The sequence below is a fragment of the Yaniella sp. genome, assembly GCF_030453185.1.
Lineage (GTDB): Bacteria > Actinomycetota > Actinomycetes > Actinomycetales > Micrococcaceae > Yaniella.
On the sequence record NZ_JAKDKW010000012.1, the window covers coordinates 22,095 to 43,187 of the forward strand.

At 57.4% G+C, this 21,093-nt stretch carries 17 protein-coding genes and 1 tRNA gene; 9 read left to right on the plus strand and 9 right to left on the minus strand.

What is annotated here, in order from left to right; all coding sequences use genetic code 11:
- The first annotated feature begins 93 nt into the window (after positions 1 to 93).
- The 5 genes from L0H14_RS03380 to L0H14_RS03400 are packed head-to-tail and all read left to right on the plus strand — an operon-like array spanning position 94 to position 5,483.
- The gene (locus L0H14_RS03380; RefSeq protein WP_301421390.1) at positions 94 to 1,407 is read left to right on the plus strand and encodes a glycerophosphoryl diester phosphodiesterase membrane domain-containing protein; all 1,314 of its coding nucleotides are present in this window, start codon (positions 94 to 96) and stop codon (positions 1,405 to 1,407) included.
- Positions 1,404 to 2,045: a DUF4129 domain-containing protein gene (locus L0H14_RS03385; protein ID WP_301417529.1), complete on the plus strand. Its 642-nt coding sequence runs from the start codon at positions 1,404 to 1,406 to the stop codon at positions 2,043 to 2,045. Before L0H14_RS03380 ends, L0H14_RS03385 begins: the two co-directional genes overlap by 4 nt.
- Positions 2,042 to 3,238, plus strand: coding sequence for a hypothetical protein (locus L0H14_RS03390; RefSeq protein WP_301421391.1), 1,197 nt, complete (start codon positions 2,042 to 2,044; stop codon positions 3,236 to 3,238). The genes L0H14_RS03385 and L0H14_RS03390 overlap by 4 nt, the downstream gene beginning before the upstream one ends.
- Positions 3,238 to 4,191 carry a MoxR family ATPase gene (locus L0H14_RS03395; RefSeq protein ID WP_301417533.1) on the plus strand — a complete coding sequence of 318 codons (954 nt, stop codon included), beginning with the start codon at positions 3,238 to 3,240 and terminating at the stop codon, positions 4,189 to 4,191. Before L0H14_RS03390 ends, L0H14_RS03395 begins: the two co-directional genes overlap by 1 nt.
- Positions 4,191 to 5,483: a DUF58 domain-containing protein gene (locus tag L0H14_RS03400; RefSeq protein WP_301417535.1), complete on the plus strand. Its 1,293-nt coding sequence runs from the start codon at positions 4,191 to 4,193 to the stop codon at positions 5,481 to 5,483. Before L0H14_RS03395 ends, L0H14_RS03400 begins: the two co-directional genes overlap by 1 nt.
- 42 nt (positions 5,484 to 5,525) lie before the next feature.
- Here the strand turns inward: L0H14_RS03400 and L0H14_RS03405 are convergent, their stop codons facing one another.
- The 4 genes from L0H14_RS03405 to L0H14_RS03420 are packed head-to-tail and all read right to left on the minus strand — an operon-like array spanning position 5,526 to position 9,207.
- Positions 5,526 to 6,503, minus strand: coding sequence for a hypothetical protein (locus tag L0H14_RS03405; protein ID WP_301417537.1), 978 nt, complete (start codon positions 6,501 to 6,503; stop codon positions 5,526 to 5,528).
- The gene (locus L0H14_RS03410) at positions 6,500 to 6,835 is read right to left on the minus strand and encodes a chorismate mutase (RefSeq protein ID WP_301417539.1); all 336 of its coding nucleotides are present in this window, start codon (positions 6,833 to 6,835) and stop codon (positions 6,500 to 6,502) included. The genes L0H14_RS03405 and L0H14_RS03410 overlap by 4 nt, the downstream gene beginning before the upstream one ends.
- Positions 6,836 to 6,845: 10 nt before the next feature.
- Positions 6,846 to 7,994: a tRNA 2-thiouridine(34) synthase MnmA gene (mnmA, locus tag L0H14_RS03415; RefSeq protein ID WP_301417541.1), complete on the minus strand. Its 1,149-nt coding sequence runs from the start codon at positions 7,992 to 7,994 to the stop codon at positions 6,846 to 6,848.
- A 13-nt stretch (positions 7,995 to 8,007) separates the two neighbouring features.
- Positions 8,008 to 9,207: a cysteine desulfurase family protein gene (locus L0H14_RS03420; RefSeq protein ID WP_301417543.1), complete on the minus strand. Its 1,200-nt coding sequence runs from the start codon at positions 9,205 to 9,207 to the stop codon at positions 8,008 to 8,010.
- Positions 9,208 to 9,245: 38 nt separating this feature from the next.
- Here L0H14_RS03420 and L0H14_RS03425 point away from each other — a divergent pair, with 38 nt between their 5' ends.
- From L0H14_RS03425 to L0H14_RS03435, 3 genes are read left to right on the plus strand one after another with little or no spacing between them, the layout of a single operon-like run.
- Positions 9,246 to 10,151, plus strand: a complete 906-nt coding sequence (locus L0H14_RS03425) for a J domain-containing protein (protein ID WP_301417545.1) — start codon at positions 9,246 to 9,248, stop codon at positions 10,149 to 10,151.
- Complete coding sequence (locus L0H14_RS03430) at positions 10,148 to 10,657, plus strand: tRNA (cytidine(34)-2'-O)-methyltransferase (RefSeq protein ID WP_301421392.1); 510 nt, start codon at positions 10,148 to 10,150, stop codon at positions 10,655 to 10,657. The genes L0H14_RS03425 and L0H14_RS03430 overlap by 4 nt, the downstream gene beginning before the upstream one ends.
- Before the next feature lie 57 nt (positions 10,658 to 10,714).
- Positions 10,715 to 12,091, plus strand: a complete 1,377-nt coding sequence (locus L0H14_RS03435) for an anti-sigma factor (RefSeq protein ID WP_301417549.1) — start codon at positions 10,715 to 10,717, stop codon at positions 12,089 to 12,091.
- On the opposite strand, the gene L0H14_RS03440 is transcribed toward L0H14_RS03435, so the two are convergent.
- The 5 genes from L0H14_RS03440 to L0H14_RS03460 all read right to left on the minus strand — a co-directional run bounded on the left by L0H14_RS03440 (position 12,088) and on the right by L0H14_RS03460 (position 18,675).
- On the minus strand, positions 12,088 to 12,840 hold the full coding sequence (locus L0H14_RS03440) for a PIG-L deacetylase family protein (protein ID WP_301417551.1): 753 nt from the start codon (positions 12,838 to 12,840) through the stop codon (positions 12,088 to 12,090). The two genes, L0H14_RS03435 and L0H14_RS03440, sit on opposite strands and share 4 nt — an antisense overlap.
- Positions 12,841 to 12,855: 15 nt before the next feature.
- A complete protein-coding gene (locus tag L0H14_RS03445; RefSeq protein ID WP_301421393.1) occupies positions 12,856 to 14,154 on the minus strand; it encodes a S1C family serine protease in 1,299 nt (432 codons plus the stop codon).
- Positions 14,155 to 14,300: 146 nt separating this feature from the next.
- Positions 14,301 to 14,374, minus strand: a tRNA-Met gene (locus tag L0H14_RS03450).
- 64 nt (positions 14,375 to 14,438) lie between these two features.
- The gene (locus L0H14_RS03455) at positions 14,439 to 17,549 is read right to left on the minus strand and encodes a UPF0182 family protein (protein ID WP_301421394.1); all 3,111 of its coding nucleotides are present in this window, start codon (positions 17,547 to 17,549) and stop codon (positions 14,439 to 14,441) included.
- 73 nt (positions 17,550 to 17,622) lie between these two features.
- Positions 17,623 to 18,675 carry a PDZ domain-containing protein gene (locus L0H14_RS03460; protein ID WP_301421395.1) on the minus strand — a complete coding sequence of 351 codons (1,053 nt, stop codon included), beginning with the start codon at positions 18,673 to 18,675 and terminating at the stop codon, positions 17,623 to 17,625.
- 107 nt (positions 18,676 to 18,782) lie between these two features.
- On the opposite strand from L0H14_RS03460, the gene L0H14_RS03465 reads away from it, so the two are divergent.
- On the plus strand, positions 18,783 to 21,093 hold a 2,311-nt coding region (locus L0H14_RS03465), incomplete at its 3' end, for an efflux RND transporter permease subunit (protein ID WP_301421397.1).

Sequence of the window (21,093 nt, forward strand, 5' to 3'; positions counted from 1 at the left end):
GCCCTCCGGCCCCATGTGGCTAGAATCTGGTTTACCACCGAGTGAACCAATACAGTATATGAGAGCACAGCTCTAACAACTTTCGAGGATGCCATGTCATATTACGGCCCGTCTAGCCCAGATCCGAGGCAACCGAACCCGTACCAGAGCGGTTCATACGGCTGGAATCCGCAAGGTGGAGCCCCACAACCACCACAGAATTATCACCCTGGATTCATGCCGGTGGCACAGCCCGGAACGCTGCCGTTGCGGCCGTTGTCGCTCGGAGACTATTTTAATTCGCTGTTCACAACGTTACGTAAATCGCCGGGACTGTTTTTTGGTGCTGCACTGCTCTTCGGGGGCCTGGCCGCTATCCTGACGGCCACCGGCGAGTTTCTCCTGAGCCGGTCTATGGGCAACCTCGGAACAATGGACCCCTACGCAGAGCTCGGTCAGGCGATGGATGGATTCGCCATCTGGATCCTCGTGTCAATGCTCCTGGCGCAAATCGCTACGGCGTTCGGGTATGTCTTTACGTGGGGCATATATTCCACCATGGTCGGTCGTGGTGCCGTTGGCATGAAGACGTCACTGGGCCAGGGTTTTCGACTTTTGCGCGGCCAGTGGGGACGTCTCATTGGGCTGACCCTCCTTATCTTCGCCGGCATAGTGATCGCCACCGTAATCACGGCGCTGTTTGTCGGACTCTTCGTCTATCTCTTCTTTAGCGACATCGAACCAACCAACGGCGGCGCCATTATCGGCATGCTGTTCATGATCTTCGCGCTCTTACTGCTCCCCCTCATACCCGTGCTGTACTTTATGACCCGCTGGTGCCTCGTGGCACCCGCCATGATCGTTGAAGACATCGGCCCCTTTGCCGCCATGCGCCGCTCTTGGAGCCTTACCCGCGGAAACTTTTGGCGCACCTTCGGCATTGGCGTCCTGTTCACGATCATCGTGTCGATCGTCCAAGGGGTGATCCTGACGCCGCTGATGATGTTCAGCAGTTTCGCAATACTCGGAGCAGGGACCGAGGCAGAATTCAACCTCGCTACCGTCATCGTGAACACCATCATCAGTGCCATTTCCACGCTGATTACCTTCGTCATCTATAACATGCTTGCGATTGTGACAAACGCGCTGTACTACGACTACCGGTTCCGAAAAGAGGGTTTGCACCTGGAATTCCAACAACTCGCGGCGCAATACTCCACGGATTCGACGATGGATCGTTTTGATACCTCGCCTGACCAACGGCCTAGTTCCTTTGATGAGACCAACCTTGTGCTTCCTGGGCGCCACAGTGTCGGGATGCAACAGAGTCAGCAGCCCGGCCACTTTCCACAGAGCGCAGCATATCCAGCCCCATATGGACAACAGCCACCTCAGGGACCACCGCAACCTCCGGGACCGTATCAATGAGGTCAACTGGCTGGACCCCCAACGATGACGAGGCTCGCAGACTCCTCACCGAACGCATCGATTCATACGACATCGACGGTTCGCTGAGCCTTTGGGAACGCTTCATCCGCTGGATTAACGAGGCACTTACGCTCAACGTCGACTCTTCTGGTGCCGGCAGCGTGGTTATCGTCGTACTACTCGCCGCTGCCGTCGCCGTTCTACTGTTTCTGCTGATCCGCTACTTCCGCCCATCGGTAAGCCCCACTGCCATTGAAGAGTCCCAACTCGTGGACTCATCGATTGCCGCTGAAGAATACTTCGATTCTGCTAAGCGCTACCTCGCATCCGGGGAGCTAGACCAGGCGTATATCCATGCTTACCGATCCATCGTGCGCAACGCTCAGCAACGACAACTCGTTGAGGTTACGCCGTCGACCACGGCAACGACTTTCGGCTGGACGATGGGTGCCGTATTGCCCCACCACCGTGACGCTATCGATGAAGCGTCGAGCGGGTTCAACCGGGTGGTCTATGGTTCCATGACCCCGACCCGAGATGCGGTGGCCACTGTTATGCAGCTGGCACATTCCCTCCAGACTGCACAGCCTCAGGCGTATAACCCCCACAACGATCCGGCCAGGTTGATACCTCGATGAAGGCTCTCCCGCGTCGAAAGTTCGGGTGGATCACGGTTGTCTGCCTGGTGGTCCTGGCCTGGCTGGCCGTTTTAACCTGGCTTACCTTACAACCGCAACGGACCGAAGGCAGCCTGGGTATCGATGACGAAACGACTCAAGGTGCCGCCGGGATCACCAGTGTGCTGGACGACCAAGGCATCGCGGTTCGTCCAGCACAATCCATGACACAATTGCGCTCCGAGTTGAGCAACCATCCGGAGGCCACCGTGGTCTTCCATGACAAGAATTCGGCCATGCAGAATAGCTCGTACGAGCGTCTCGAAGAATTAGCGGATCTGGTACCTGCTGACCAGCGAGTCTTCGCGGGAGTACCGAGTTTAGTACCGCAATACCTCTTAGACGGTGTGGACACTACCGTCGCAACGACGGCAATCGACCGGCTTGAGGTCGGCGACACGTGCCAGCTCGATGCCGCACGTGAGGCCACAGATATTAACAACATTCGCGCCGGTGTGCTCCTCCGCGATGGCTCCCAGGGCTGTTTTGCGCTGGATAACGAAGATACCGGTACAGAACAACAGTCCTATGCGTATGCCGAAACCGCTGAGGGGTCTATCGTCTTTGCAGATTGGCAAATGCTCTCCAACGCTGGTCTCCATGAAAACGGCACGGCCACTTTGGCTACCTGGGCGCTCGGCCAGTCGGATACTGTCATCTGGTTCCAGCCAGACTTCAGCCTAGACCCAGATCAGGATGGGGATCTCTCCCCCGTCCAGCTGCCCGACTGGGTGCGCATGAGCATCGTATGGGCCGTCGTCGTGACCGGGATTTTCCTGTTGTACATTGGGCGACGAACCGGTCCGGTGATTACCGAACCACTCCCGGCGGAAGTCTCCGCCGCCGAAACGACGGTGGGGCGCGGCCGGATGTACGCCAAGGGAAAGCACCACCGTCACGCATTGCAGATGCTCCAACAAGCCAGCCTTGCTCGTCTAGCTCGAACGTTGCAGCTGGGAGCCGGCAGCGCACCGAATGTTGTACTGACTGAAACAGCAGCACAATTGGACCGGCCCCTTGCAGAACTGCACCAGCTCTATGCTCCGCCGGCCCGTGAACTGACCAGCCGGGAATTTGTTTCCTGGGCACAACACTTACAGCAACTTGAACACGACGTGCGTGACCGCTTCGCAGCACCAACTAAGGAGTCATAGTGAACCAAACCCCCCGCCCCGCACTCAACGATGTCAGGACTGAGGTTGCCAAGGCCGTGGTTGGTCAAGACCACGCCGTGACCTCGCTGCTCATCGGGTTGCTCGCCGAAGGCCACGTTTTACTCGAGGGTGTTCCCGGGGTTGCTAAAACACTATTGGTTCGCAGCCTGTCGGAAGCTATGGACCTTAACAACACCCGCGTGCAGTTCACCCCGGATCTGATGCCCGGCGACGTGACCGGTTCGCTAATTTACGATGCGTCGACGTCACAATTCCGCTTCCGTGAAGGTCCGGTGTTCACGAACCTCATGTTGGCCGACGAGATCAACCGCACCCCGCCGAAGACTCAAGCGGCATTATTGGAGGCTATGGAAGAACACCAGGTATCGGTGGATGGCACAACCTATCCCCTACCCGAACCATTCATGGTGATCGCTACCCAAAACCCCATTGAATACGAGGGGACCTACCCCCTACCGGAAGCGCAGCTGGATCGGTTCATGCTCAAGGTCAAGCTCGATCTCCCTGCACGAAATGAGGAGATCGAGATTCTCAACAGGCATGCCACGGGATTCCGTCCAACCGATCTCATAGCAGCAGGACTCAAGGCTGTGGCGAATCAGCAAACCATTGAGGCTGCCCGATCCGAGATCGCCCAGGTTAAAACCTCACCCGAAGTACTGGCCTATATCGTGGATCTAGTGCAGGCCACTCGTTCCTCGCCATCATTCCAGACCGGGGTTTCGCCACGTGGATCCACGGCCTTGATGAAAACTGCCAAGGCATGGGCATGGCTGATCGGACGGGAATTTATTACCCCCGACGACGTGCAGTCCCTGGTCCTACCCTGCTTGCGTCACCGTGTTTCGCTACGTCCGGAGGCCGAAATGGATGGCGTCAGTGTCGATCAGGTATTGCAGGGCCTGATTGCAACGGTACCGGTGCCTCGGTAATGTTCATTTCGTTTCGGTTCGTCCTACTCGCGATACTGGGGTTCATCCCCATGGTGGTGTGGCCCGGTTACCTCACCGTGTTTGGGATCTTGGGCGTGCAGTTAGTAGTGCTTGGCTTTGAGCTGTTGCTTACGCCTTCGCCTCGGATGGTGACTCTGCAACGCAGCGAGAACAAGCAGGTTCGTTCGGGAGAGCCACTTGAGGTATGGGTCGAGGTAACAAACCATTCCCAGCGCAGAATGCTCGGCCAGGTACGCGACGGGTGGCAACCCTCTGCTCACGATTCACAACCCGAACACCGCATGGATATTCAGGTTGGCGCCTCGCAGCGTTTCGCCACCATGCTCACTCCGGCTCGTCGCGGTACCGTTCGGACGCGGAAGCTGACCATTCGCACCTATGGACCATTGCGTCTGGGCGGGCGCCAGCACACGCATACTTCGACCGGTGACGTAACCGTGGTCCCACCGTTTCGGTCTCGTCGGCATTTGCCATCGCGGATTAACCAGCTTCGCGAAATCGAGGGAAGATCGGCTGTTTATGCTCCAGGTGCTGGGCATGAGTTTGATTCTTTACGCGAATACGTTCGCGGTGACGACGTTCGGACCATCGACTGGCGGGCTTCGGCACGTTCTGATGAACTTATTGTCCGGACGTATCGACCAGAACGTGACCGCCGCGTTGTGGTAGTTCTTGATTCGTCTCGTGCCTCTGCCGTGCGGGTAGGCGATGAGACCCGTTTCGATGCGGGCATTGAAGCCGCACTGTTTATGTCCGCGCTGGCGAATGCTGGTGGGGACCGAGTGGATTTGTTGACCTTAGATCAGTCAATTCGTACGCGTTCCTCGTCCGAGGAGAAAGGCCATTTGCTGCATCGCGTGTCCAGAGCACTATCGCAAGTGTTTCCTCGCCTGTTGGCTGCTGATTGGTCGGTGTTGCCACCGGAGATATCCAATGTCACACGGCAACGTGCTTTGATTGTGCTGGTAACTCCCCTTGATTCTGCCGCGATTGAAGAAGGTCTGATTCCCATCTTGCCGGTGCTGACGAAACGTCACGTCGTCTTGGTTGCTGCCGTAGCAGATCCGGAGCTCGACGATATGGCTGAGGACCGGGACTCCTCCGATGCGGCTTTTATCGCGGCTAGTGCTGAAGCTCAGAAATTGCGGAACCGAAAGATGGTGCAGTTGCTGAATCGTTACGGGGCCGATGTCATTGAAGCACAACCAGACGATTTGCCGATGGCGGTGGGCGATATGTATCTGCGGCTCAAAGCAGCCGGCCGACTTTGATTTTTTGCCCATATTTCAGCAGGTGTGAATGACCGATAGGTATTACAGTGTCGCCGAATAGCCTGCAGCATGATCGGCTAGCACACGCAGCCACTGGAGACCGGAGCCGGTTTCCACTTCGCCTGCCCTGTCAAAACGTGTTACGAAGTACACGTGTTCCAAGCCTTTGTGGCTGACTCCCCAATCCAGGTACTGTTCTACGAGCTCTTCCGCATAGCGCTGAGGGTTGTCATGGTGCTCGACTTGCAGGGCAACAGGTGACCCAGCTTGGACGAGCCCGTCAATGCGCTCCCAGGTCCGCTCGGTTGTCCTGTTGCGACCCTGCGGCCAGTCCAGCATAATACCGCCGACGTCGGCGGCCGTCTGAACGAGTTCGTCCGAGGTTTCAACAAGCACGGAGGCTTCCTGGGCTACTGCGGTTTCCCAGTAGGAACGGATTTCGGACACGTCGATGGACCGTTCGAAACTTGCACCAGAAGCGGTGCGCACCTGACCATTGACGGCCAGGTGTGCTTGGCGCTCATCGACCAGAATAATCGGTGCAGCCCCAAGTACTGCACGGATGCGCGAGATCAATGTTGCGGTACCTTCAGCCCAGGCACCCGCGATATCGTCGCGTGCACCAGCATCACGTAGGATCCGTTGCCCGGAGGGCAACCAACCGGACATCATCAAGGCCACAGGACCCAGTAGGCGCACCGATACTTCCGGTACGGCGTCGTCTGCGGCAACATCAGCCATAGCTTGAATGGCGCTGTCGCGATGCGATGCGGCCCGCAGTTGGTCGCTTGCAGAGATCCTTGCACCATGTTGCAACTGCCAGCCATAGGATCGCAGTTCAAAGGGCACGCTGAGATTGGCGGCAACCTTGCCGATGCCTGTGGCGTGGGAGCCGACGTCCGGGAGTTCAACCAGCGCTGGAATGTGCGGGGCATCAATTTCGTTACGCTGCAGTTCGTAAACGGCGTGGAGGTCAGTTCCGGCAAAGGTTCCATCGACCAGACCCACGGGGATCGTCACTGTTGCTCCTGGGAGATGGCTTTATGGTGTTGAATAACTTCTTCGATGATGAAGTTCAGAAACTTCTCCGCGAATACCGGGTCGAGTTCGGCGTCACGCGCTAGCGAATGCAACCGTTTGATCTGGGACTTTTCACGTTCCGGATCAGAGGGTGGCAATTCGTGTTCGGCTTTGAGCTGGCCGACTTTCTGGGTGCACTTAAACCGTTCGGCCAGGAGATACACCAGAGTGGCATCAATATTGTCGATGCTGGATCGGATAGATAAGAGTTCTTCAAAGATGGCCGGATCGGTTTTGCCCGCCAACGAAGACGCCTTGGAGTCGTAGTTCATGGTTCCTAGCTTAGACGTGTGCCAGACGTTCTGCGTTGATCGACTTGTGGATGGTGACCTGCCCCAGCACACGAGTGCCCTGGTAGACGACGGCGGTCTGACCGGGGGCAACGCCCTGAATGGAGTCGTCCAGTTCGATTTGCCACACTACGGCTTCGGAGCCGTCGACGTCACCCGTCGTCACGCGAGTACGGCCGGGCACAGGTTCGGCGTGAGCACGCACCTGGACGTGGCAGTCGAACCACTCACCGGTTGCTGCTTCAGCGATCGGAGCACCGGCCCAGGATGGGCGGATACCGGTAATACGGTCGACGGCGAGCATCTCGCGAGACCCCACCACAACGGCGTTATCTTTCGGCCGGATTTCCAGCACGAAGCGTCGCTTGCCGTCATCAGCGGGTTTACCGATGGCCAGGCCGCGGCGCTGACCGATGGTGAAAGCCTGCGCGCCCGGGTGGGTGCCTACTTCCTCACCCTCGGTGTCCAAGATCGGCCCGTCTTCCATGTCGATCTTTTCTTCCAGCCAGCCCCGAGTATCGCCATCTGGGATGAAGCAGATGTCGTGGGAGTCTGGTTTTTGAGCCACCGAAATGCCGCGTTCGGCCGCTTCGGCACGCACCATCTCTTTGGATGGGGTATCCCCCAGCGGGAACAGGGAGTGTTTGAGTTGTTCAGCGGTCAGCACACCGAGCACATACGACTGATCTTTCGCATCGTCAGCGGCGCGGTGGAGCTCGAGCTCGCCATTTTCGCCTTCAAGAACTTTGGCGTAGTGCCCGGTGACGACGGCGTCGAAGCCCAGGGCCAGTGCGCGTTCGAGCAGGGCAGCGAATTTGATGCGTTCGTTACAGCGCATACACGGGTTGGGTGTACGCCCGGCGGCGTATTCTTCGATGAAGTCGTCGACGACTTCTTCTTGGAAACGTTCCGAGAAGTCCCAGGTGTAGTACGGGATGCCAAGCATTTCGCAGGCACGCCAGGCATCGGAGGCATCTTCAATAGTGCAGCAGCCGCGCGAACCGGTCCGAAGGGTGCCGGGCATGCGGGATAGTGCCAGGTGGACGCCGACGACGTCGTGGCCGGCGTCCACTGCGCGCGCGGCGGCCACTGCCGAGTCGACACCGCCCGACATTGCTGCCAAAACCTTTAACTTTTTCATAATGCTCTCCCGTTTAGCGGTGCGAATTAGCTGTGCGGATGGAAGACTTTTCTGCTGCCATCCCGGCCTCCGCTGCGGCCCGGTAAATTCCCGGTAGCGCAGCTATCACCGCGTCGATATCTTCTTGCGTCGTCGTATGTCCCAGACTAAACCGTTGGGTAGATCGGGCCGCTGATTCGTTTTGGCCGGTAGCCAAAATAACATGCGAGGGGCGTGACACCCCTGCATTACATGCCGAACCCGTCGATGACTCGATCCCTGCCATGTCCAACCCAAATAATAACGAGTCACCCTCTGCCCCCGCAAAGGAAAAGTGCACGTTCGTTGGAAGCCGATAATTTGGGTCGGCCGGTCCCTGAAGTTTTGCCGTTGGTATGTGTTCCTGAATCGCATGGATCAGTTGGTCTCGTAACCCGGCTAATCGGGTCGACTCTTCACTCAGATTCTGGGTGGCTTCGACTGCTGCGGCGGCAAAAGCCAAGATCAGCGCGTCGGCGATGGTCCCCGAGCGAATTTCACGTTCCTGGCCCCCGCCGTGTAAAACCGGTACCGGTTTGGCGTCACGGCGCACTAGCAGCGCACCGATTCCTACCGGTGCGCCAATTTTGTGCCCGGAGAGCGCCATGGTGGTCATGCCCGGCGCAAACGTAATGGGCAAGCTGCCAAATGCTTGAACGGCGTCAACGTGAAAATCCACGCCGGCAGCCTGGCACAGCTCGGCGATCTGTTCGACCGGTTGAATAGTGCCGATTTCATTATTTGCCCACATCAGTGTCGCTACAGCAATACGTCCTGCATACTCTTCGAGCGCAGCTTTGAACGCTCCAACGTCGACAAAGCCTTCTTCGGTCACGTCGACAAAGACCACGGTCGCGTTTTCGCGGGCTTCCAACCACTCGAGTGTTTCTATCACCGCGGGATGCTCAATACCGGTGGCAAGAATGACGTCGTTGGGTCGGTTCGCCCAGTAGAGCCCCTTGAGCGCCAGGTTGTCCGACTCGGTGCCACCTGCGGTAAACAGAATCTCAGTTGGATCAGCGTCCAGGGTCGCCGCCAGTCGGTCGCGGGCATCCTCCACGTGGAATTTCACCGAGCGGCCAGCCGAGTGCAGGGCCGATGCGTTGCCGTTGCGTTTCGCCTGGCTCACGAATGCTTCTAGGGCGGCATCGCGCACCGGCGTGGTGGCTGCGTGATCAAGATAGATTCGGGACATGTCCTCCAGTTTAGAACAGGACCGGTAGAATATGGCCCGTGTCAGACAATCTCAGTAACCGTTCAGACCCCTATCAGGTGCTCGGGGTCAGTCCGTCGGCCAGCGAAAAGCAGATCCGTCGGGCCTATCTTTCCTTGGCGAAACGGCATCACCCGGATCGCGGTGGTGATGCAGCGCGCTTTGATGCAATCACTAAAGCGTGGAAACAATTGTCTGAACTTGATTCAACGACCAATGGCACGTCCAACACCTCCGCGCCGCCCCCAAGGCCGGCGGGACGGCACACCACGCGCGCCTATGAATCTCGGCCCAACACCTCGAAGCAGCCCGAGCCACTCCGGTTCATTCCGCCGTTGGCAGATGGACCGGTTCAGTTCGTGGGTAACCCCACCGTGACCGTGGATTCACCACTGGCACAACGAATCGTTCACGGGACCATCCCGGGTGGGCTCTTCGGGCGCAAGCAGCGAACCCTACACAGCCGACTGTCACAGGTATTGCAAACTCGAGTGTATTCGGCACTACCCTCACTACGGATTTTTCACGGGGTCAAGCTCTCCCGACGTAACGTCCTAAGCACCGTGGTGCTGGGCGGCACGAAAGTCGCGGTGTTTTCCGTGGCCGATGCCCCGCCGGATGTTTACCAGTTCAACGGCACCGAACTCACCGGGCAGAAACGCATTGAGCTAACGGACCTATCTGACGCCGTCGCGGGCCTCCAACAGCTGCTTCCGGACTTCGAAATCGGCGGATTCGCCGTCGTCTTTTCCACCAATCCGCATGCACCCACTATTCAGGCCCCCGTTTCTCTCAACACCCTGGGGCTCACCGACGTCCCCGCATCAATCATGGATGCGGTCCGCCAAATCAAACTCTTTATCGGCACCGGTGACCACAACGTGGTGGATCGGACCGCGATGGGACAATTACTAGCAAAACTATGAATCCACATGCCAACGCACCACGCACCCCCGGCGCGACCAATCCGAAGTTTCGTGTCCTGTTTCATGAGCCTGAAATTCCAGGCAACACCGGCAATGCCATCCGGCTAGCTGCGATTACCGGGGCTGAACTCCACTTGGTGGAACCTCTGGGGTTCAATTTCGACGACGCACACCTTCGCCGCGCCGGACTGGACTACCACGATCTGGCCCTGGTGACCGTGCACCCTGATCTTGCCTCTGCATGGGAAGCGCTGCAGCCAACACGGGTGTTCGCCTTCACCGGGACCGGAAACCTGCGCTATGACGATGTCACCTACCAGCCCGGCGACGTGCTGGTCTTCGGCAAAGAATCCGTCGGTCTTGCCGACGAGGTGCTGAATGACCCAATGATCACCGACACCGTGTTCCTGCCGATGCAATCCGGAAGACGGTCGTTGAACCTGGCAAATACGGCTTCCATTGTCCTGTACGAGGCCTGGCGACAACATGAATTTTCGGGCAGTTAGGCTGCCCTGTGGCGCGCCGGAGTGCTCTACACGACAACACCTCATAAGCTAGCAGAGATGGAAACACAAACTCCGGGACCAGCCCAACTTTTGAAGCTTGCCGGCGACGACGACACCGCAGCCTTCGCTGCGCTCTATGATGTCACGTCACCGCAGGTATTCGGCCTGCTCACCGCACTTTTTCCTATCGAACACGACGCCCTGCAGGCTACTACCGACGCCTACACATCGCTCTGGCGTCAAGCACCACATTTCACATTTGACTTCAATGTGGACCACGCTGACGAGCAGGCTCGAGACCGAACAGTGGTCGCATGGATCAACTCGATCGCACAGCAGATCGGCCGGTACCATCGGCCTGACGCCCAGGATGTCGGCGATGTTTCCCGCATGCAGGCCGTGGCCTCCCGACTCAAAGAACTTGAACCACTCACCGATGCACAGGCACTGGCATTGACCACCATCTGGTTAGGTGGCCGCACCGTGAATGAGGCGGCAAGCGAGCTCAACGTTGCCGTGCCAACCCTCAAATCCCGTCTTCGGGATGCAACCATCCGATTGACCCGGCATTATCAGACCGAGATTACCGGCCGCACCAGCGCAGATAACGATCCACTGCTGACCACCCGGGTGACCGGATCGCTCTCGTCCTCTGGCGGGCAGACGGCCGCGTTTTCTGACGACGTCGAAGCCGATCTTCAGGTTGGACTCGGCACCGAACTGGCCACGCTCAATGCACTGCAAGCTTTTGATGATGATGACTCGGTTGCCGTGGAAGCCTGGATCAACCGTCAGGACCGCGACGTCGCGGCACAACTACGCGCCCGTCATGCCCTATTCCAACGCATGCTCACTTGGGCGTACCGCCGCGTCTCCGCTCACCCACCGGCCTCGCTGCTGGATTCGGTGCTCGATCAACTGCCCGAACAAAACGTGGGCATTGGTTTTATTGAAGGCGTTGAAGAGTACGAGATCGAAGAAGACCCAGAACAACAACGCCGTAGTCGCACTATGTTTATCGTGGTCGGCATTGTCTTAGTAGTGGCCGTGCTGGCCGCCGTCATCTTTTTGAACACCGGCGACATGCGGATCCGCAGCAGCGTCGACGATGCCGAGGATACCGTCACCGTCGACGCGGAAATGGAAGAAGGCACCGCAACCGGGCGCTTCTCCACGGCAGAAGACGCCGCCTATCTCACCTTTGAGGACGTTCCAGAGCTCTCCGAAGACGAAAGCTACCAGGTATGGCTCTTCGAAGAGCCCGGCGGGTCTGTGGTTTCGGTGGATACCTACACCGCAGAAGAATTGGAAGACGACGAGGTGGAGTTCCGCGGTGTAGCAGCGTACCAGCTGCTATGGATCACCGTAGAACCACAGACCGGCTCGGAAACACCATCGGGCACGGCTGTCGTAGAGATGCCGCTAGAAGGCTAGAACCCTGCAAACGTGGTCTCGTCATTTATGGCGACCTTATGGAAGACTTCCGCTGCGCGGCCGGTTTCCGGGTGATTTGTCTCCAGCGCGTTGCGCACTCGTGCGTCCATCGCGGCCGGGTCTGGGTGCTGTGAATTATGTTTGTGCAGCGCCTCGAGCTTCAAGTCAACGTAGTCTGTGATATCCACGCATAGGTTTACCAGTTCGGCAGGCGCACCCATCATCCACAGCTGTCCAATTCGGAAAGCTGGCAGGTGTTCCAGGTCCGGGTAAGCAAATGGATTCTCCACGGCCGGGTACACGGCTCGTACGGTTGCTTCGCCGACCGCGATATGGTCGGGATGTGAAGCCTGCAGGCGGTCCCAGTTACGTTGTGGATGCTGGCTGATGACGACGTCGGGTTGCACTTCGCGCATCAGCGCGACCAACGCACTCACCAGTTCGTGGTTGGGTTCGACGTAGCCGTCCAGATGTTTCAGGTACCGAACGTCGCTGACGCCCACGACATTCGCGGCGTCACGTTGTTCCTGCTCCCGCCGGGCGATCATGGCTTCGCGCGAGTGGTCAAGCTCGAAACCACCGGCGTCACCAGAAGTCACCAAGCAATAGGTCAACTCCACACCGGATGCGCTGAGCGCAGCGATGGTAGAGGCAGCGCCGAAGTCAATGTCGTCGGGGTGCGCTGCAATGACTAGGGCACGAGAAATTTTTGACCTTTTCACCAGGTCATGGGCATATACGGGTTGCATATGCCCAGTCTAGCCCTAGCTCATACTGCCCAATTGCAGCGTTTCAGTAAATTCTTCCCCGTCACGCACGACGGTGAGTTCGACCTCGGAACCGGCAGGATATTGACGTACCGTTGCTGACAACGAGCCGGGATCGGTGACCGATTTGCCGTCAATAGCAGTAATAATGTCGTCGGACTCAAGATTGGCACCCGCAGCCGGGCCGTCTTCAACGACTTCGACTACACGCGCACCATCGGAGATGTTCGCATCACCTGAAGGTACGATCGATACGCCCAGCATGCCGTGTGAGGCCTCGCCGTTTTCGATAAGCTCACCTGCGACGCGTTGTGCGTATTCGGCAGGAATAGCGAAGCCCAGGCCCACATTGCCTTCAGTGCGAGTCGCGATAGCCACGTTGATGCCGATGAGGCGTCCGGCCTGGTCAACCAGGGCACCACCGGAGTTGCCGGGGTTGATGGCTGCGTCAGATTGGATCACGTTCAAGTGGATTTGACCCTGTTCTGCGGGCACTTCCTGATTTTCAGGTAGACCGAATTCAAACGGACTTTCTTGCTCGGGCACCTCGGGTTCTTCTGGCACCGCAGATGAGGACACAGAAATCGTGCGGTCAAGGTTTGAGATAATACCCTCGGTGACCGTGCCGGATAAGCCCATCGGAGCCCCAATGGCCACTGCCTGGTCCCCCACGTTCAGGTCCTTGGCTGAGCTCATTTCGATCGGGCTGAGTCCTTCGGCGTCAATTTTGATGACGGCCAGATCAGATAACGGGTCGGTTCCTACCACTTCGGCTTGATGAACTTGGCCTTCAGAGGTTTGCACCTGAACGTTGGCGGCTGCGGTCTGTCCGCCCAGGGTGACCACGTGACTGTTCGTCAGAATGTGGCCTTCCTTGTCGAGAATTACCCCGGACCCGGAACCTTGGGCCTCGTCCCCGCCTACCGAAAGAGTTACGACGGACGGAGAGGCAGTTGCCGCAGCTTCAGTGGTTGGAGTGACGTCCTCACTACGGTTGAGCTGTGGGGACTCTTGGACGCTTTCACTGCTCGTTGCGCCGGGAGAGCCTGCGTAGTGCACGGCGATTCCACCGGCTCCTCCACCGAGTACACCGGCTAGGACCACCCCGGTGATCAATACAGGCCAGCCGAATCGGCGTGTTTTGTGCTGTAGGGGTTCAGACGGCTGCTGGTCAGACCAGTATGGTGAGGCCGAGGCTGGCGGCGGTGGCGGCGGAGCTTGCCCCATTGTTTCAGTAGGCTGTTCTTCTCGGCTACCGCGTTCGCGGGCCTCTTCTGACCAGTTATCGTTCATCATCCGTCCTTTCGTATCAGGACTATTTTGGTACAGCTTTCTGGACATCTCCCGAATGAAGTCATCATAGGAGCTGTGCACACAGTGTCACTATTTTCTTTGGGCATGCGAAAAGCCCCCGACATTGTCGGGGGCTTTCCTCTTACTCGTTGCGGGGGCAGGATTTGAACCTGCGGCCTTCGGGTTATGAGCCCGACGAGCTACCGAACTGCTCCACCCCGCGGCGTGTAATTACACTCTACACACCGCGGAAATGGAATGCAAACTGACGGATCAGGTCATAACCCTTAGTCAGAGCCGTTTTCGGTGTCACTGTTAGCAGCGTCACCTTCGTCTTCTGCTGGGTCTTCACCGTCGTCGAGTTCCATGGCACGTTCCAGTGCAGCTTGCAGATCAGCTTGTGCCTCACCGTATGCTGCCCAGTCGCCATCGGCCATCGCCTCTTCAGAGCGAGCCATGGCATCGCGTGCTTCATCGAGTGCATCAGCAAGCTGCGCAGATGGAGCATCGGCCATTGGAGGCTCAGCCTGCTCGGTTTCTTCTTCAGTGCCCTCTTCCCCTTCGGTCTCAGCTGGCTCTTGGGCCTGCTGTTCCTCTGGGGTTTCTGCACCGGCGTCACCTTCGAAGACTTGGTCCAGCGCCTCGGCGAAGGTGTCAGCGAAGCCGACCTCATCACCAAATGCCACCAGTACCTTTCGCAGGACCGGGTAGGACGTTTCGCCGGTTGAACGAACGTAAACCGGCTGGACGTAGAGGATACCTTGAGCGACCGGCAAAGTAATCATGTTGCCGTTGATCACATCGGAAGCACCCTGACGCAGCAGGTTGAGTTCACGCGAAACGGTGTCGTCAGAGTTGAAGTTGTTCTGCGCCTGTCCAGGACCTGGAGTCGTCGTCTGACGTGGCAGTTCAAGCATCTGCAAGTGACCGTACTCGTCAGATTTGACACCGTCTTCACCGGTTCCTGCGTCACCATTGGCACCCAGGAATCCGTACAAGACGTTTCGCTGGGCTACGCCCTCACGCTCCTGTGGAATAAATGGCGTCGTCAGCTGGAACGCTGGATCCTGACCAGGCATCTGCATGGTCATGTAATACGGCGGGAGCTTGACGTCATTTTCAGCACCTGATGTTGGGTCATCTGGGATAGACCAAGCATCGTTGTTCTCGTAGAAGTCACCCGGATCATCCACGTGGTACCGAGCCAGCTGCTCACGCTGCACCTTGAACATGTCTTGCGGGTAGCGGACATGGGCCATGAGATCAGCCGACATTTCCGAGTACGGTTTCACAGTACCGTCATAGACCTCCATCCACGCTTGCAGCAGTGGATCTTCCGGCTCCCAGGCATACAGGGTGACCGTACCGTCGTATGCGTTCACGGTCGCTTTGACCGAGTTACGAATGTAGTTGACCTGACCGGTCAAGGTGAGGTTCTGATCAACATTGAGCGCATCGGTGGTAGCCGATTCCAACTGAGACTGGTCCGAGTATGGGAAGGCATCCGAAGTGGTGTACCCATCAACGATCCACAGAACTTCGTCGTCAACAATGGCCGGGTAGGTATTGGTATCTACTTCGAGATACGGTGCCACTTTTTCGACGCGCTCAACTGGATCACGGTCGTAGAGGATCTGTGACTGTGAGTTCACGTCCTGCGACAACAGGATTTCCGTTGCCCCGAATTTGATGGCAAAGGCCAACTGGTTGAACAAGCCACCAACGGCTGGACCGCCGTCACCGGAGAAGGTGTAGGAGGTGTCCTGGTCCGAGCCGGTTTCCTGAGGACGGTCACGTTCACGGTGCGGTGCGTCTCCCTCTTTCCCAACAATGGAGTAGTCCGGTGAGTTCTGGCCAAAGTAAATACGTGGCTCGTAGTCATCTTCAGAAGCCAGTACACCAGAGGTTGGAATACCTGAGAGCAGGAACGATGGGCGTCCACCGCCACCTACTTCCGAAGCATCTGCGGCGACAATGCCGTAACCGTGGGTGTAGATCACGTGCTGGTTGACCCACGAGTCATCACTGGGCGGGTTGACTTCACGGGCTGCCAACACCGCGTCTCGGACTTCGCCGTCAATTTCATAACGGTCGACGTGCAAGGTTTCCGGGAAGGAATAGTACGGACGGAACTGTTCCAGCTGACCGAAGGTCTGGCTGAGCAGATTCGGGTCCATCAGTCGGACGTTTGCGGTGGTTGCGGCGTCACCGGCAAGTGCGCCACGTTCCGCAGCGGTTTCACCTGCGTAGTCGGTGTATTCCACATCGGAGACGTCATAGCCTTCGCGAGTGAATTCAATGTTGCGCTCGATGTATTCGGCTTCCATGGTCTGCTCGGTTGGGCTTACCCGGTATTCCTGAATCAGGAACGGGTAAATCGCACCGGCAATCAATGCGGCCACGAGGAAACCAGCAACACCAATGATAGAAAGGCGCCACCGTCCGGTGATCATAGTTGCGATGAACAAGCCGATGATCAAAATCGCGGCGATAGCCAAAATGGTGGAGGTAGGGATGACGGCGTTGACGTCGGTGTACATCGCACCGGCCCAGTTACCGGATTGGTCCTGCAGCGTGCCATAGCGGTTAAGCCAAAAGCGGCCAGCCTGCAGCAACATGTAGACGCCGGCAAAAATCAGGATGTGGAAGCGTGCAGCACGTTCCACCGTGACTCCAGAGCCCTCTTCAATGCGGACTCCGCCGTAGAGGTAGTGCACTATGAGGCCGGCAATACCTGCGACAAGCACGATTGACACCAGGAAAGAGATCATGGTGTTCAAGAAGGGCAGCGTGGCCATAAAGAAGGTCATATCCAGACCAAATTCTGGGTCCTCCATGCCGTACGGCACCTGGTTGAAGAACAGCAGAACCTGTTCCCACCCGTTCATGGCGGCGGTGCCGGCAAAGAATCCAATGAGGATCGGGGCACCGATGAAAACCAAACGGCGGATCGGTTCGAGCTGCTTCTGATACTGCTCAACATTGCGGCGCAGTTGCCCGGCGAGGTTCTTAGGCCGGTATTTATAGGCCAGATGTAATGCCAACCACGTAATCGCGGCCATCAGGAGACCAGCAGCAACAAAGAGTATTGCCTTGGTGGTGTACTCGGTCCAGAACACCTGTTGGTATCCCAGATGGTTGAACCACAACACCTCCGTGTAGACCATGGTAAACAGCACGAAGAGTGCCACCAGCACACCGAGAATGATCAGTGTGAGGAGTAGTGCTCCTGGACGACGCGAACCTGCGCCGCCGCTACTTCTAGCATCGCCATCTGACGAGCCTCCGCTGCCTGACGAGAAACCGTTGCCGCGGTCGGCACCGCCGGAATCGTCAGAGCCACCGGAGGGATCATTCGGGCGGCCGAATATGCCACCGAATCCTTGTCCGAAACTCACGGTAGTTTCCTATCTGCGGGCCATGCCCGACTAATTTTTTGTACAATCAGTGAAATTCTAGCGAACTGACAGCCTATGAACAGGTTGGGTAATTCATTTCACCTTCTGGCGCATCCAAAATCTCTATCGCCGTGTCCAACGTATCGACGCTATAAACGGTCATGCCACCCGGCACGTGAGTGATTTCTTCGCAGTTCAGTTCGGGGGCCAGAAATATACTGGCGCCCTCGGATGCTGCGGCGGTAACCTTCTGTTGTATACCGCCGATCGGCCCCACAGTGCCATCCGGATCAATGGTTCCGGTTCCGGCGATGTGGCGTCCATCCGCCACAGATTCTTCGGTCATGCGATCAATTAACGCCAGCGTAAACATCAACCCAGCAGACGGTCCTCCGACGTCTTCCAAGAAGATATCGACGTCGATGGGGAACTCAAACTCCGAATCCAAAAAGACTCCGACCTGATACGTCCCGTCTTCGCCCTGGGCCACCGGGATGGTGTGGGTTTGTTCGGCACCATTGCGACGAATGGTCATCTCCACTGGCTCGCCCTGCGCGTCTTGAATAGTATTCACCAGCTGCCCGTGACCAGTAATTTCAGTGCCGTTGACGCTCACGATCTCGTCATTTGGCTCCAAAATGCCTCGAGCCGGTGAATCCTCGGTGAAGTCCAAGGCAAACAGTCGCTGCATGTAGTCCTTGTCGAGGTGCTCTAGCGCAGCAGCCACCGCCCACGACTGCGAATCAACCATGGCTTCAGCATTTTGATTACGCACCTCATCGCCTGTGGTTTCCGGCGGGTACAGCAACTCCGCCGGAGTAATCGCCGGATACGGTTGCAGCGCGTGAAACAGCACCTCGAGTACCAATGACGACGACGTCGGCGGTCCTGAAACCGAGATCGTAGTCAGATCTAGACGACCCTTCGTGGGATATGTCTCGGCGCCATCGATTTCGACCATGTCGTGGGTCGTACCTTCCGCCTCGACTTGTTCGAGGGTGTCAAACGTCGGCCCAGGTGCCTGAATCGTGTACGGGGTGGGGATGAACATCGTCAGGAACACCACAATCGCCAAATAGGCTCCTACGCGTTTGGCCCGTGGCCGAAGTTTTCGCTGTACGTCCATATATCGCTTTCGTTCCGTCAGATTTGGTGTTGAGTGCCCAACGCCCGTTTAGGGTAAGTTGTTCCAAGAACTCAGGCTACCCATACATACGTTATAGAAGGACCACATTGGACTGGCTCGTCAAACTCAGCATGAAGAATCGTGCCTTCATCGCCTTAGTCACCATCGTCATCATGGTCTTGGGGCTCGTTTCGCTTAACATGCTACGGCGTGAGCTGATCCCGCCGGTTGAGTTACCAACGGTTGCGGTCACTGCCACCAACCAGGGAGCCTCTTCAGAACAAATGGCCGACCAGGTAGCCGAGCCCATTGAGCGACAGTTGACCGCCGTCGATAACGTGACGTCGACGTCGTCGACCTCCAGTTCCAATTTCTCCATGGTGACGTTGGAAATGGAATATGGTTCCGATGTGTTTCGCGCGGCTTCCCAAACTGATACCTTATTGAACTCCCTGGATGACCAGCTGCCCGATGGGACAACCACCACAACGCTGTCTGGTGGTTCAGCCGATATCCCGGCCATGGTGGTGACCATGAGTTCGGAACTTCCCGCAGCCGAATTGGACCGGCGCTTTGAACAATCCGCGCGCTCCGATATCGAAAACATCCCTGGTATTGCCCAGGTCCAGCTCTTCGGTGCCAATGAGGAAATTGTTCGACTGTCTCCCGACGATGACGCCTTGGAGGCAGAAGGGCTCGACCGTTCGGCCATTGTGGATGCACTGGAGGATGCCGGCGTCGTCTTCCCGGGTGGCAACGTGACTGACGATCATCAATCCCTCGATATTTCTATCGGAAACGCTTTCGACGACGTCGATGACATGGCGGCGACACTGATCCCTGTTGACGAGGGAGCGCCGATACAGCTCTCCGAGGTCACTGAAGTCGAACAGACCGAGGCCGAAGCAGAATCCCTATCGCGGACCAACGGCAACGAAGCCATCACGCTGTTAGTGCTGCCGTCCAATGACGCCAATTTCATTGAAGTCTCCGAACAAGCCCTCGCTGAAATGGATGAAGCCGCACAGCAAATGGGTTCGGGCACCGAATTTACCGTGGTCTTTGACCAGGCCGAATTCATTGAAGACGCTATCGCTGGTCTTGCCAATGAGGGGCTGTGGGGTCTGGCCCTGGCCGTACTGGTGATTTTCGTCTTCCTGTTATCGATTCGTCCAACCATCATTACCGGTATCACCATTCCACTGTCGGTGCTGTTTGCGTTTGTCGGAATGCTGGCCACCGGCACAACGGTCAATATGATGTCGCTTGCCGGCTTGATGATCACCATTGGGCGCATGGTTGACGACTCGATCGTTGTCATAGAAAACATCATGCGACATCTCAGGCAGGCGCCCAAAGGTGAATCGAAAGCCAAGACCATTACCAGAGCAACCGGTGAAGTCTCATCGGCGGTGATTTCCTCGACGGTCGTCACGGTCATGGTGTTTGTACCGATCCTGTTGGTTGAGGGCATGGCCGGCGAACTCTTCCGACCATTTGCGCTCACCGTAGTCTTAGCCATGGTCGGTTCCACCATCGTGGCGCTGACCATCGTGCCGGTGTTGGCATACTGGTTCATGCGCAATCAGCGGATCCGAGGTGATAAAGCCGCTCAGATGACTGACACGGATATCCGTGTCACCACCAACTGGATGGCACGGCTCTACCGTCCGATCATCGCCTGGACCATCAAATCTCGTGGTACCCGCTGGACCACCGCCGTCGTCGCCCTCGGTGTCTTTGTCGGTTCTCTCGCATTGGTGCCGGCCCTGAAAGTTAACCTGCTGGCCGACACCGGCATGAACATGCACGCCGTGACCTACACCGCGCCGCAAGGTTCAACGCTTCAACGCACTTCAGAACTGTCCCGCGAGCTAGAAGAAGAACTCGCTGAAGTTGAACAGGTCGATACGGTGCAGGCCGATATCGGCGGTGGCATGATGGGCAGTGGCCCTGACCAGGCGTCATTTACCCTCATTACTGATCCCGGGGCTGATCAGTCCGAGGCCGAAACCAATATCCAATCAACGTTGGATGCGTACTTTGAAGACAACCCACAGGCCGGGGAATTCCGACTCGAAGCCGGTGGCGGCATGATGGGTTCGGATACCGTTGATATTCAACTCGATGCCCTCGACGAAGCCGATCTGGCCGAAGCCACAGAAACACTGAGCGCCACTTTTGAAGACCTCGACGACGTCGCCCGTGTGGAGTCCGACTTTGAAGCCGCGGCACCATCATTGGAAATCGTGCCTATCGAAGAAGAAATCGCAGACTACGGTATGACCGTTCCCGAAGCGATGGGGTTGATCGCCTCCCACACCACAGACTTCCCGGTCGCCGAGGTCACCATCGATGACACTGAACTCAATGTGCACATGGATTCTGCCTCCCCCGTGGAGACCGTAGAAGACATCG

Bases quoted from the DNA above. Each gene is read 5' to 3' on its own strand.
- L0H14_RS03380 (WP_301421390.1), top strand. From the start codon at position 94: ATGTCATATTACGGCCCGTCTAGCCCAGATCCGAGGCAACCGAACCCG.
- L0H14_RS03385 (WP_301417529.1), top strand. From the start codon at position 1,404: ATGAGGTCAACTGGCTGGACCCCCAACGATGACGAGGCTCGCAGACTC.
- L0H14_RS03390 (WP_301421391.1), top strand. From the start codon at position 2,042: ATGAAGGCTCTCCCGCGTCGAAAGTTCGGGTGGATCACGGTTGTCTGC.
- L0H14_RS03400 (WP_301417535.1), top strand. From the start codon at position 4,191: ATGTTCATTTCGTTTCGGTTCGTCCTACTCGCGATACTGGGGTTCATC.
- L0H14_RS03410 (WP_301417539.1), bottom strand. From the start codon at position 6,835: ATGAACTACGACTCCAAGGCGTCTTCGTTGGCGGGCAAAACCGATCCG.
- mnmA (WP_301417541.1), bottom strand. From the start codon at position 7,994: ATGAAAAAGTTAAAGGTTTTGGCAGCAATGTCGGGCGGTGTCGACTCG.
- L0H14_RS03420 (WP_301417543.1), bottom strand. From the start codon at position 9,207: ATGTCCCGAATCTATCTTGATCACGCAGCCACCACGCCGGTGCGCGAT.
- L0H14_RS03430 (WP_301421392.1), top strand. From the start codon at position 10,148: ATGAATCCACATGCCAACGCACCACGCACCCCCGGCGCGACCAATCCG.
- L0H14_RS03435 (WP_301417549.1), top strand. From the start codon at position 10,715: ATGGAAACACAAACTCCGGGACCAGCCCAACTTTTGAAGCTTGCCGGC.
- L0H14_RS03440 (WP_301417551.1), bottom strand. From the start codon at position 12,840: ATGCAACCCGTATATGCCCATGACCTGGTGAAAAGGTCAAAAATTTCT.
- L0H14_RS03445 (WP_301421393.1), bottom strand. From the start codon at position 14,154: ATGATGAACGATAACTGGTCAGAAGAGGCCCGCGAACGCGGTAGCCGA.
- L0H14_RS03460 (WP_301421395.1), bottom strand. From the start codon at position 18,675: ATGGACGTACAGCGAAAACTTCGGCCACGGGCCAAACGCGTAGGAGCC.